This is a genomic window from Lysinibacillus sp. G4S2 (assembly GCF_030348505.1).
GTDB lineage: Bacteria > Bacillota > Bacilli > Bacillales_A > Planococcaceae > Lysinibacillus.
Window position 1 is genome coordinate 4,138,661 of sequence record NZ_JAUCFJ010000002.1, and the last position, 13,256, is coordinate 4,151,916.

Sequence of the window (13,256 nt, forward strand, 5' to 3'; positions counted from 1 at the left end):
AATAAACCTTAGTCAACACGCTTATTTTTAACCTTTCTTCATTGTTATAAGTTCAGTTGGTGTTGTAAATTCCATAACTTTTTCAAAGCCTAATTTTTCATATAGGTGAATGGCTCTTGTATTAAATGTAACTACTGTTAGACGAAGAGGACTATAATTTTCTTGTTGTAACTGATTTAAGATAAATGAAAAAAATTCTGTACCAAAACCTTTTCCTGTTAGCTCAGGCTTCATTCCTATACCTATATCAATGCACGCATCTAAATACGCGCCATAGTCATGTCCTTTAGGTACTTGTGCAGATGTTCCTGTACAGAAAAAACCGACTAGCTCTTCTTTATCATTGACAATTGAATAATATGGATTATCTAGTAATTCCTTTAAAGATTCATCGTTTAGTTCATTGTTATAAAAATCATATGGTTCATCGTATTTCCACTTCAAAATGTCAGTCGCATAAATTTCATTCATTTCCCGAATATAAAATTGCATTTTGGATCACCTTAGCCCTTTTCATATTAGAAAAAATCTCGCATCTTAATAAAAAAACTGTCTAAAAAGTAATAACTATACCTTTTTAGACAGCTGATGTATTCTTTATTATACTTAACTATTTTGTTTCTTCTGCTACAAGTTCTTGAATTCGCTTTAAAGCACCTGGCTCCATTTCTTCAACTGCCGTTCCAGCCTCTTCTAATGCCTTTGAATAACGGAATTGATTGAAAGATCCTTCTGCTTCTTTTAAACGACTATTCAATTTTGGATTTGTTGCACGATGACGATTACCATACTGAATGATACGTTCAATCAGCATTACATTTTCAATCAATTCATGTGACTTTGCCTTTACATCCTCCACACAAAGTGTTGCAGCATTTAAATTATTATGAACCGTTCCCATGTTCAGAGGTACCTCTTGCAGGCTTTGCATAACTACATAAATGTGCTCTGCTGCCTCATCTAGACGTGCATCCATCTCCTCAGGGATACCTGGGATATTAGCTTTATTCAATAATCGGTCTGTTTCTTGTAATATTTTCTTTAAATTTTCTACTTGCGCTCTAGCCTTGTTTTCATCAATTCGTAGCCTCTTCATCGTATTCGATAAATTTTCTTGCTCCTCATGAATACGTTCAAGCTCATCGTTAATTTCAATCAATTCTTCCTGCAAACTTGAGTAGGCAGATTTTTCTTCTCTAACACGCATCGCCAATAAATCATAGCGACGTTGTAAAGCCTCTAATTGCTTTAATGCCGCTTTTGGAATTTCTGCATCTTTTTCATTTAAATGATAGCTTTGCTGTACAAAGGTTGCTTCATCACTTACTAATCTTGTGGAACCAATAACATTAGTGATTAAGCTTAATAAACGATCACAATTTTGGTCAACATAATTTTTAGCAATAACCTCTTTTTCAAGCAGATCGTAATATTGATCAATCTCGTCATTTATTTCAGCAACACGTGGCTTAACAACGATTAAATTAAGCTCTGCTAATTCATTTTTTAATGTTGCAAATTCCTCTTCAAATTTATCCAGCGCCTTCGTTAGCTCTAAATGCTGTAAATAATAGGATTGCTCTTCCATTTCACGCTGACCACTGCGTAATTCCTGTACAGCGCCTGGTAGCTTTACTTGCAATTCCGTCAAAATTGTTGGTACATCATTAATGTATTCAAATGTCTGTTGAGATTCTTGATTTAAGCTAATAACAATTTCTCGCGCTTGCAAATAATTTCCTTCATTTGTGAGCACATCAAATTCTTCAAACTTTTGAACAAACCCCTCTAGCTTTTTCTCCAGCGCAGGTAATGCTACGCCGAACGAATGCTGGTGCGCTAACAACGTTTTACGTGCAGAGCGATAATATTCTTTTAATTGTTCAATTTCAATACGATTTTTTTCTTCGCTACCAATTAATTCATTAAGTTCTTCTAAGATTTTATCTTTATCTTGTTCACACTTTTGAATGTAATCTTCTATCTCTCGTTCAATTAATGTTGCTTTATTAAAACGAAGTCTATTTATTTGATCCTCAGCATCAAATAAAAGCGAGTCAACTTTTGTCATATGTACATCGATGACTTCATCCCAACTATTACGCCATCGTTCAAACATCTCTTCTGTTTCACCGTTCATGTTTAAAGATTTAACTTTTGAAATTTCTTCATTTATGGGATTGTTTTGTATTTGTGATTTTTCATTTTCAAGTTCAGCAATAATTATTGTATGTTTTCGTCGCATCATAAATCCTACTATCGCTAAAATTAATAGTAGGATAACCGGAATGATGATATACTCCATCGTAAGCCCCCTATTCTACAATCAATATCGCCTTGGCGTAATTGCGTCTGGATTTGAATTGTGCCCAGGCCTGCACGAGGGCCGACACGATGTCGGTCATTTCGGTAATGCCACAGAACGTGGTGTTTTTACCGATGCAGGTCAGTTAGCCGTTTTCGCAGGATGCGAAGGTTTTAAGCTAACATCCTTTCATTCATTTCTTTCAATATCCATGACATCCGCCGGAGGCTTTATCTTCATTCAGTAGGTGTTTGGATACCACTGAAAAGAAACCCCATCTGCATTCATCTCATCACCTTGAGATGTGGAAGTCTTCTGCTGAATGAAGATAAACGAATTGGCTAGTTGTATTCATTATATACTATGTTTTCGCCTTTTGTACTAAAATTTGAGTGTTTTTGTGTATTTATCCCTTTTCAATAGGACAATTACTTAAATTTTGAACAACTGGCGTAATAAAAAGTGTTATTATCCAAATGCTAAAGGAGTGGTAATTTTATGAAACGTGACGGCCATATTCATAGCCCATATTGTCCACACGGTACTTCAGATTCATTTAAACAATATATTGAAAAAGCAATCGCTCATAACTTTACACATATTACCTTCACAGAACATGCACCATTACCATTGAGTTTTGTAGACCCTACACCACAGCAAGATAGTGGTATGAATCCTGACTTTTTAATGCCTTATTTTGAAGATTTGCAGAGCCTTCAAAAGGCGTACGCACAAGACATTCGCATTGACATTGGTCTAGAGGTTGACTATATTCAAGGCTTTGAACATGAAACACTTCAATTTCTTGATACATATGGACATTTTTTAGATGACTCTATTTTATCCGTCCATTTTTTACAATGGCAAAATACCTTTGAATGCATAGATTTTTCTCCAGAAAGTTTTATGGCTTTTTCAAAAAAAGTGGGCTCTATTAAACAAGTATATGATTTATATTACGATACTGTCCTACAATCCATTAAGGCAAATTTAGGGCAATTCAAGCCTAAGCGCATTGGGCACCCTTCACTTATTCACAAATTTCAATTAGCACATACGATGAAAATCGATGATGCTGCGCGAATTCGAGAAGTTTTAGATTTAATGAAGGAAGAAGGCTATGCGCTTGATTTAAATAGCGCTGGATTAAGTAAAACATATTGTCAGGAACCTTATCCACCATTTGCCTTCATTGATTATAGTAAATTTATTGGGCTACCAATTGTTTTCGGTTCAGATGCTCACAGTGTTACTGATTTACATCAACATTATCAAGTCATTTATCCAAAATAACTAACTTTCAAACGAGGTGTTTTATGTTTACACAAATTAATTATGAAGGGTCAATTGCCGAGCAATATGATTCATTAGCAAAACAATTAGATGCACTGCTGACAGGAGAAACCGATCGTATTGCCAATTTCAGTAACGCTTCTGCATTACTGAATCAATTTCTGACAAACATTAACTGGGTTGGTTTTTATGTATTACAGGGAGAAGAACTCGTATTAGGACCATTCCAAGGCTTACCTGCTTGCGTTAGAATACCAATTGGACGCGGCGTTTGTGGAGTAGCTGTAGAAAAAGAAGAAACAATGGTGGTCAAAGATGTCCATGCCTTCCCAGGGCATATTGCCTGCGATGCCGCTTCCCAATCCGAAATCGTTATTCCCTTGATAAAAGAAGGAGAGGTACTTGGTGTTCTTGACATCGACAGTCCAATCGTCAATCGTTTTTCTAAGGAAGATCAAGAAGGTTTAGAACTCTTCGTAAAGACCTTACTCCTTCATATATAAAGATTGTCTAAAAAAATTGCCCTGAAATGGTTTAATAATGGCCATTTCAGGGCAATTCATTTATATGTGAAACTTTAATTCGTGTGGGGGTTTTCTCCATCCCTAACTGATTATTACGGTCAGTTAATGCGGGATAAAGATGGCTATATTTTCATATATATTATGAATTTGTTTGGCAGGATCGATCGTGAATACAAAATCGATTTTTCCCGCTGTTTTTAGCTTCGTATAGCGCTGTATCTGCATGTAGGAAAACTGATTGAAACGCCGGACGGTACTGTTCATCCCATGTTATGAGACCTGCTGAAATTGTCACCTGAGGATCCGTTGCATTTGGAATTACCGCAACAATCGCTGTTGTCAATTCGATTGCTTCTTTCTCATCAATATTTGGGACATACACGGACATTTCCTCTCCACCCCAACGTGCACAAATGCCACGAGCTCCAATCGTTTCTTTTAACTGGATCGCAATTTGCATAAGAACCTTATCACCCATTTGATGACCATACGTATCATTAATGCGTTTGAAATTGTCAATATCAATGAGTAAAAACATTCCTGATTGATCATTTTCAAGCGATTTCTCTACATATTGGTCTAAATAACTTCTTGCATAAAGTTTTGTCAAATGGTCTAAATCCACCATTTCTTGAAGTTGATTTCGTAATATAGAGTTTGCAATCGCTAAAGAAGAGTGATGGATTAATGATTGCATTAATTTAAAGCTATCAAACGAAAAGAAATACGGCTCCTTGTGTAACACAATACTAAAACCATTAATTTTTTCTTCCATTAAGATTGGGATTGCCATAATTGAACGATAATCAATTTGATTAGAGGTTAATCGACTAAAGTCGGCAATAAACAGTGGATCATTGGTATGTTCAAAATGTTGCTCGACATGTTTTATATATGTTTGACCCTTCTCTGAATTGAATAAAGCCGTACTAGCATCTGTCACTTCAAAAGTGTCATTATGTTTAAAAGCGAAACAAACTTCCATTGGTTGAAAGGATTTCATTAACTGTTTTTGTAGAAAAAGTAACATTTCATGAATGTCAATCCTCATATTTAAACGATGCGATGTTTCATTGATGAGTTGTAAGTCACTTACGAGGCGATGCGATTGATGATACAATTTTGCATTTTCGAGTGCGTTTCCAGATGCTTGTGCCAGCATACGTATAAAATCCTTTTCAGTCGTTGAAAAAAGATATGTTGTAGGTGCACTTACTTGCAAAATGCCATAAATAGCTTGTCTACCTTTTATTGGAGCGTTCAATAATCGACAATTCAAATCGCTTGCGAGCTCCGTTGTCAGCTCTCCTGAGACAAAAGCCTCAATAGTTGCAGGTCTTTCAGATAAATAATCAAAAAGCTTAATATCGATAGTCGTATGGCGGTCTTGATCATTCGATAGTATAAGCTCCACATTAAACTCAGGAAAATTATCCTTAATATTTTTTAAGACATTATCTAAAATTAAATCAATATCCATGGTGGAATGAAACAAATCTGTCATATTATACAATTTTCTATATTGATCTTCATTCGCCTTTACTTCTAAATTTTCTCTGATCATCTGAAGAATCTTCGTAAGTGTTTCCACAAACTCTTCCCCATAATCCGAAGTCATAAAATCTGTCCAAGCATCTGTCGCTTCTATAAGTAGCACACCAATTGGGGTTTTGCCTTCTGCTTGAAAAAGGACCAAATCAGTCATCATCGTATAAGCTTCTTTTTCTTTAAATATATAAGGAATTTTCACCACATTTTGTTGATAAAAACTTGCTTCAATCATTAGCCATGACACAGCATTTAGTTTTGTTTCGATTGTTAAAGCAGCCATCTCTTCAACAGGTATTAAAGAATTACTTTCAAAACTGAGAAAAGCCGCATTTACAATTCCCAAGTGCTTCTTTAGACACTGTTTCAATGAATAAAAATACTCATTAAAACCGGCTTGTTCTTTAGAACTCACCCAAAAGCTCAAAACATCTGATTGTATATATTTTAGCGTTTGTAAATGGTCTGTCATGAAATCACCTTTTCTATATAACGTCCAAATCAATTACTATTAACTTATAGTATATTATACATATTTTGTGTCATTTTGACTATGTTATTCTCGTTCACTTTTATATTTTCCATTTCTCACTGTATCATTAACTATTTTGAAGTAGTGTGAACTGTATATAGAGGAATTTCTTACTATAAGTCTTTTTCAAAAATAGTCAGTGTAATAATTGACGTCTATGTAATAAGCAGTTACAATGAAGTTTGTGTAAAATAAACGCAGCAGTGGTATGAGCTTATTACTGTATTTTATTCCTCTATTTCATTTAGTGTAACTAACAGAGTAGATGGTGTATTGTGTAACCTAACGGCTGCATAGGCGAAAATACATGAAAATAAAATGCGTATAGGAATGGGTACTACTGGTTTTTGTTTTACAACAAAAAAACCAAATTTAAAGGAGGAGACAACAATATGTCTCGTTATACAGGTCCATCTTGGAAATTATCACGTCGTCTTGGTATCTCACTAAGCGGTACAGGTAAAGAAATCGAAAAACGCCCTTACGCACCAGGTCAACACGGTCCAAACCAACGTAAAAAATTATCAGAATACGGTTTACAACTTCAAGAAAAACAAAAACTTCGTCACATGTACGGCATGAACGAACGTCAATTCCGTACTCTATTTGACCGCGCTGGTAAAATGAAAGGTGTACACGGTGAAAACTTCATGATCCTTCTTGAAACTCGCCTTGACAACCTAGTTTACCGTTTAGGTTTAGCTCGTACTCGTCGTGGATCTCGTCAATTAGTAAACCACGGCCACATCTTAGTAGATGGCAAACGCGTTGATATCCCATCATACAGCGTAAAACCAGGTCAAACGATTTCTCTTCGTGAAAAATCTCAAAACCTTGCTGTAGTAACAGAAGCAATCGAAGTAAACAACTTCGTACCTGACTACTTAACATTTGACGCTGACAAAAAAGAAGGTACATTCACTCGCCTTCCAGAGCGTTCTGAATTATCAGCTGAAATCAACGAAGCATTCATCGTAGAGTACTACTCTCGTTAATAAAACTTCGTTGCATTTAGCAACACAAAAAGCCTTAGAAACCTTGTTAACTCAAGGATTCCGAGGCTTTTTTCTTTTGTGAAACTTTGCAATTAAATATATTTAAACTCTTTATGTTAGGTTGGTATAGGGTTAAATTAGGGTAAATAAAATAGCCTGGCGGTGTGTTTATAGTGATGAGTGAATATCCTACTTTAATCCATAATTAAACCATATATTTTTTCTAAACTACTGGCAATCACCGCTATTATTTAAGTGTGCCATACAAACTTTCTCAAAATATTGCTGATACCTGTTGAAATAAACTTTCTTTAATCAGATTGATTTTTTTGATAATTTTTACGATTAAGCTCAGAAAGATCTTTTATAGAAATTAATGAATAGTCATCTCTAATTTTCACTTCAAAAAAGTAATAATTTTTAGTTACTATATCTTTAACTTCTATTTCAAACAACGCCATTCCTCTTCGGTAATTGTTTTCTTCAGATTTTAAATCTTCTCTACCAATGCCATAGTTAGTTTCAATATAGTTTTCCACATAGTTGTATACGATAGCGTTTCGAGATTTAGAATTAAAATAATTGTAACTAACAAAAATGACTATTATACAAAATAATAGATTAAAGATAATTATTTTTTTCATTTTCCTCTCCTTCCGCCATATCAAGTATCAAGACTATATTTATTAATAATTACAATTTTTTAAACTATAAAAATTCGATTTTAGTGTCTTTACCTACCAATTTAACAATAAAGAAATTTTATAATAATACAATTAATTATTAATTGAAAAACTTACCATTGATATAATTCCAGAGTGAACGTTATAGTTTATATCAGTTACAGTACTATTAGTACCTAACGATTGAACTCTTAACATTGTACCTGTGGAAGCGTAGATATATCCAAGTCCAGGTGTCCAGTGATAATCATATTCATAACTTGCATTAGGTTCCCATTTAGAAAACCATTTATCAAACTTTACTGCAACTGGTCTATTATCATCCTTTTATATCAAGGTTCTCTAGGGTTTTTGCTTTTTATCGACAATTGTATATACATGAATAAGAGGGCTTTATATAATTTCTAATCTATCACTTATCTCTAACTGGCTTTAATAAATCTACCGGAAGCCAAATATATTGTCTGTCATCTCCTTCTAAGCCATTGTGCACAAGCAGATAACCATTAATTTCATCACCCCATGAATAAACAACACTTCCCTTTTTAATAATTTTTTCAGTTTTTGATTCTTTTAATGGATAGGTTTTCCCTTCGGCATCTTTAGTTATCTCATAACGCACATTGCTTTCTCTCGATATTGTCTCAGAGATCTTAAGGTCTGTACCAAGATAATAAATACACGGATCGTAAGTACCATCATTATCGCCAGAGCAATAATTAAGTTGTTGTCCATTATTTGTATTCCAGTAAGAAATACTCCAGTAATCTTGTTCTCTGAAGTAATGTCCGTAATTATTAGCAATACCATCACGATTAATATAAATATAAGTTGGGTTATTATAGAAAGATGAACGAATTTCTATTGGTACTTCTTTGAAAACTACCAAATCCGTTGCTTGTACCCGATATTGCCCCATTTGATAGAATGTTTTACCATCATATTTCTCAATATCATACGTTCTAAAAAAGTTATTTCGCTTAACCACTAACGAATCAAATGTACCATCTGGATTTCTCTTGTACACCTTGATATCTTTTTTAAAGGTCATTTTTCCTGTTTGCCCTTTTACAACTTCTGCTCCATCATACATCACTTTTGCTTCTGATTTTGTTGGATTTACTACTGCAAATACAAATGCTGCTAGTAACATAACAAATAATTTTTTCATTATTCTTCCCCTCGCTTTATTTTAGAAAACTTAATTATAGGACACTCGACCGCCTTACTATAGGCTCCTACAAATACGACTCTTAATGTACTAGAGACTGTCAGTTCTTTAGATTTCTATCTTTGTAGAAATTATCGACCTCTACAATTCATAGTTCTACTCGCAAAGCCCATTTGATACATCCACCAGACTTAATGGCATATAAAACTTTCATGAGTTTCCGAACTCCCAACTCAATGATGAAAAGTTTTTTTTACAGAAAAAAGCATCTCATTTGAGATACTCAGTGAATAAAAATATGGCTAATAATATAAACGGAAAAATTAATATACTTTCTTTTTTCGCTGTATCGATTCTTTTGTATCTTTTTATTTCATTTTTGAATCTAGTTTCGTTTTCAGAATTACACATCATAAAGTCAATAGGTAAATGATTTTCTTTATCGATAATTAATTTTTCGTATTCTCGATGAAGTTCTTTTAATACATTCTGAGTAATTTTGTGTTTATCAGCCTCTAGTCTTTGCATTTTATTCAGTAATTCATTTAATTGCTGGTAGTTATTTTCGAAATTACTTGCTCTCTCTTTATAATTTTTTATCCCTAAAAACATTGTGTAGAATGTTAATGATAATGAAGCGATTAATAACACTTTTGTTATATCACCCGAACTATCAATAAACCATATTGACAACACTAAAATAACTATGGAGTAACAATATGATGTCTTTTCGTAAAATTCATGCTTCTCTCGTAATCTAGTAGATGCTTTTATTCTAGCTCTTCTTGTTATATCCAACCTTCTTAACAACTCATAAAAGACATCAATGTCTTTCACTTCTTTATTTTGTCCAGTTGCATGGATAACATTACCATCGATTTGATTATTATTCTCCATATTAGCGACCCCTTTCATACTTATCATATTTCAATTGGAATCATATGTCACTAATGTAAATATAAAGAATGACAAAAACCACGCTCAAAAAAAAACGCTACCTTTTACTTTATTAATTTAATATTTAGTCCGTTAAATCCCAGTCATATAGCCCAAGACATATTTGCAAAGTTCTGTCGCTACGTCAACACTACGCTTTCGCACATAAAAGATCTGTTGACCCAAGCTAGCTCATCGGACGCCCCCAGGAAAGCGCCCAGTCGGAACGGAAATCAACCACACGTTTTGGTGAAGAGTTAAAATTAATTAAATATTCCGATAATTTGCAGCGGTTTTTTGTACTTTAAAATAGTAATTACGCAATTTAAAAACAACATAACCACTACTTTTATAATAAAAACAAAATATCAGTTATTTACTATTCAATCCTTCTTAAAAATAGAACCAACTTCCAAAAAATATATTTTACTTTCATAAGAAAACAATTTTAAAACGCTTTCAAATAAATATCTCTAGACAATTCAAGCTTCCATCAACCCAGAAATTCCGTTAACTTTTTTGTAAAATAATAACATGAACAAAATTAACAATTTTAATAAAAATACGAGTTGAACTTTTACAAGGAATAGAATAACATGAATTTCGAAAGGTGGTTCGCCATCATTCAAGCAATAACAATTTTGTTAAAGGGGTTGGAAATATGTCAGACGTTCTAAAGCAATTTGTCATGCCGAAAAAAAACTTATTTGGACCTGGAGCAATTCAAGAAGTTGGTAAACATTTAAATGATTTAGAAGTGAAAAAGACATTAATCGTAACAGATGAGGGCTTACACAAATTAGGTCTCTCTGAACAAATTGCTAACATCATTACAGCTGCTGGAATTGAAGTAGCAATTTTCCCGAAAGCGGAACCGAATCCAACAGATCAAAACATTGAAGATGGAGTTACAGTGTATCATGCTGAAAACTGTGATTCTATCGTATCTCTTGGAGGAGGTAGCGCACACGATGCAGCAAAAGGTATCGGACTTATTGCTTCGAATGGTGGACGCATTCATGATTATGAAGGCGTTGATAAATCACAAAACCCATTGGTGCCATTAATCGCTATCAACACAACTGCTGGTACGGCAAGTGAAATGACTCGCTTCACAATTATCACGGATACAGCGCGTAAAGTGAAGATGGCCATCGTTGATAAACACGTTACTCCACTATTATCGATTAATGACCCAGAGTTAATGATTGGCTTACCTCCTGCTCTAACTGCGGCAACTGGTTTGGATGCATTAACACATGCAATCGAATCATTTGTGTCAACAAACGCAACACCGATTACTGATGCATGTGCAGAAAAGGTACTTCAGCAAGTTCCTGAATATTTACCACGTGCCTATGCTAACGGCGCAGATTTAGAAGCACGTGAGCAAATGGTATACGCTCAATTTTTAGCAGGCATGGCGTTTAATAATGCATCACTTGGTTACGTACATGCTATTGCTCATCAATTAGGTGGATTCTATAATCTACCACATGGCGTATGTAATGCTATTTTATTGCCACATGTTTCCCGCTTCAACTTAACTGCACGCACAGAGCGTTTTGCTAAAATTGCTGAATTACTAGGCGAAAACGTTGAAGGATTAAGTAAACGTGATGCTGCTGAAAAAGCAATTACAGCAATTGAAAATCTGTCTAACGACCTAAACATTCCAAGTGGCTTCCGCGAATTAGGTGCGAAGGATGAGGATATTGAAATCTTAGCGAAAAATGCAATGTTAGATGTATGTGCTGCAACAAACCCACGTAAAGCAACTTTAGAGGACATTAAACAAATTATTACGAATGCGATGGGCCCTGTAGCGAAAAAAGAAGAATCACTTGAAGCTGTCGCACTTTCTTAAAAGGTAATCAAAAGGCATGTCTCTCGGAGGCATGCCTTTTTTATTGTTGAGTGACAAATTCAGTCATTGAATGTGTCCCCAACACTCGCTATACTTTTCTTAAAAAGAATTGGAGATATGAATATGCGTTTAATCTCAATTTGCCCTAGTAATACCGAGCTTGTTGCTTATTTAGGGCTGACTGATCAGCTTGTTGGTGTCGATGATTTTTCGGATTGGCCCTTAGCCGTAAAAGACTTGCCTCAGCTTGGCCCCGATTTATCAATTGATATGGATGCATTAGAGGCATTACAGCCTGATCTTGTACTTGCATCCTTAAGTGTCCCTGGGATGGAGAAAAATATTGAAGCGTTACAAGCTAGAAATATTCCTCACATTGTTTTTAATGCCAATTCATTAGAGGAAATCGCTCAAGATCTCCATACATTAGGTAAAGCCTGCGGAGTTGAAGACCGTGCTAAAAAAATTTCTGAGGAATATTTACAATGTATCGAACGTCTTCACTCAGTTGCACAAACGATTTCTAAAAAACCTACCCTCTATTGGGAGTGGTGGCCAAACCCTATTTTCACACCAGGTAAAATTAATTGGTTAACTGAAATTAGTGCTATTGCTGGTGGGCAAAATCTGTTTCAAGATGTGGAATTAGCTAGCGTGCAAACTGATTGGGCAGATGTAGTGAGGCGCGATCCCGACTATATTATGATGGCTTGGGTAGGAGTTGCGTTTGAGCGTATTCAACCAGCCAATCTATTAAAACGTTCACATGCGCAGGAGCTACAAGCCGTTAAAATGAAACGGCTTCACGTAATGGAGGAATGGCTTTATTGTCGCCCATCACCACGCCTAATAGAGGGTGCATTGAAGCTTGCGAATATGCTTCACCCCAAAGAATATAAGCACATAAAGCTTCCAAGTTTTTTAGATTGCTAAAATAAAAGTATGGCTCTTCTGCAAAGAGAGGGGTTGATTTCCGTTCCGGCGGGCGCTTTGTTGTTGTTGCTGTCGCTTCGCTTTCGCACAGATAAAACATTTGTTGCTGTCGCTTCGCTTTCGCACAGACAAAACATTTGTTGCTGTCGCTTCGCTTTCGCACAGACAAAACATTTGTTGCTGTCGCTTCGCTTTCGCACAGACAAAACATTTGTTGCTGTCGCTTCGCTTTCGCACAGATAAAACATTTGTTGCTGTCGCTTCGCTTTCGCAAAAACATCCGCTTCGCTGCAGGGTCTCAACTGTGACGCTGATCCCCAAGGAGTCACCCTACCGTAACGAAGATCAACCATTTTACTTATCTTGTATCTTCTAGCATAGCGGCTAGAGATTTCCTTAACCATTTTATTTTCATCCAAAAGAGACATCCCCTCAAATATTGAGGGGATGTCGTATTGTTGTATAAGTC

At 35.2% G+C, this 13,256-nt stretch carries 12 protein-coding genes; 5 read left to right on the top strand and 7 right to left on the bottom strand.

The annotated features are described in order from the left end of the window. Positions 1–27: 27 nt before the first annotated feature. Both QUF91_RS21010 and ezrA read right to left on the bottom strand, forming a co-directional pair. Entirely contained in the window at positions 28–492 is a 465-nt protein-coding gene (locus QUF91_RS21010; RefSeq protein WP_289419232.1) for a GNAT family N-acetyltransferase, read from the bottom strand. A gap of 118 nt (positions 493–610) precedes the next feature. Then, positions 611–2,305, bottom strand: a complete 1,695-nt coding sequence (gene ezrA / locus QUF91_RS21015) for a septation ring formation regulator EzrA (RefSeq protein WP_289419233.1) — start codon at positions 2,303–2,305, stop codon at positions 611–613. A 498-nt stretch (positions 2,306–2,803) separates the two neighbouring features. Here ezrA and hisJ point away from each other — a divergent pair, with 498 nt between their 5' ends. Together hisJ and QUF91_RS21025 are read left to right on the top strand one after the other, a co-directional pair. Beyond that, positions 2,804–3,598 (top strand): histidinol-phosphatase HisJ, encoded by a 795-nt coding sequence (hisJ, locus tag QUF91_RS21020; protein WP_289419234.1) that lies wholly within the window; start codon positions 2,804–2,806, stop codon positions 3,596–3,598. Between the two features lie 23 nt (positions 3,599–3,621). After that, entirely contained in the window at positions 3,622–4,101 is a 480-nt protein-coding gene (locus QUF91_RS21025; protein WP_289419235.1) for a GAF domain-containing protein, read from the top strand. A 160-nt stretch (positions 4,102–4,261) separates the two neighbouring features. Here the strand turns inward: QUF91_RS21025 and QUF91_RS21030 are convergent, their stop codons facing one another. Next, a complete protein-coding gene (locus QUF91_RS21030) occupies positions 4,262–6,142 on the bottom strand; it encodes a sensor domain-containing diguanylate cyclase (RefSeq protein WP_289419236.1) in 1,881 nt (626 codons plus the stop codon). Between the two features lie 452 nt (positions 6,143–6,594). Here QUF91_RS21030 and rpsD point away from each other — a divergent pair, with 452 nt between their 5' ends. After that, the gene (gene rpsD / locus QUF91_RS21035; RefSeq protein ID WP_197144667.1) at positions 6,595–7,197 is read left to right on the top strand and encodes a 30S ribosomal protein S4; all 603 of its coding nucleotides are present in this window, start codon (positions 6,595–6,597) and stop codon (positions 7,195–7,197) included. Positions 7,198–7,508: 311 nt separating this feature from the next. Here rpsD and QUF91_RS21040 read toward each other — a convergent pair whose 3' ends face one another. The 3 genes from QUF91_RS21040 to QUF91_RS21050 all read right to left on the bottom strand — a co-directional run bounded on the left by QUF91_RS21040 (position 7,509) and on the right by QUF91_RS21050 (position 9,948). Continuing rightward, positions 7,509–7,841 carry a histidine kinase gene (locus tag QUF91_RS21040; RefSeq protein ID WP_289419237.1) on the bottom strand — a complete coding sequence of 111 codons (333 nt, stop codon included), beginning with the start codon at positions 7,839–7,841 and terminating at the stop codon, positions 7,509–7,511. 451 nt (positions 7,842–8,292) lie between these two features. Next, positions 8,293–9,051: a hypothetical protein gene (locus tag QUF91_RS21045; protein WP_285395409.1), complete on the bottom strand. Its 759-nt coding sequence runs from the start codon at positions 9,049–9,051 to the stop codon at positions 8,293–8,295. A gap of 270 nt (positions 9,052–9,321) precedes the next feature. After that, a complete protein-coding gene (locus QUF91_RS21050) occupies positions 9,322–9,948 on the bottom strand; it encodes an SLATT domain-containing protein (RefSeq protein ID WP_289419238.1) in 627 nt (208 codons plus the stop codon). A gap of 700 nt (positions 9,949–10,648) precedes the next feature. Here QUF91_RS21050 and QUF91_RS21055 point away from each other — a divergent pair. Together QUF91_RS21055 and QUF91_RS21060 are read left to right on the top strand one after the other, a co-directional pair. Then, the gene (locus QUF91_RS21055) at positions 10,649–11,854 is read left to right on the top strand and encodes an iron-containing alcohol dehydrogenase (RefSeq protein WP_289419239.1); all 1,206 of its coding nucleotides are present in this window, start codon (positions 10,649–10,651) and stop codon (positions 11,852–11,854) included. Between the two features lie 123 nt (positions 11,855–11,977). Next, positions 11,978–12,787, top strand: a complete 810-nt coding sequence (locus QUF91_RS21060) for a cobalamin-binding protein (RefSeq protein WP_285395406.1) — start codon at positions 11,978–11,980, stop codon at positions 12,785–12,787. Here QUF91_RS21060 and QUF91_RS21065 read toward each other — a convergent pair. Continuing rightward, positions 12,784–13,206 (bottom strand): hypothetical protein, encoded by a 423-nt coding sequence (locus QUF91_RS21065; protein WP_289419240.1) that lies wholly within the window; start codon positions 13,204–13,206, stop codon positions 12,784–12,786. The genes QUF91_RS21060 and QUF91_RS21065 overlap by 4 nt on opposite strands. Between the last annotated feature and the right edge of the window lie 50 nt (positions 13,207–13,256).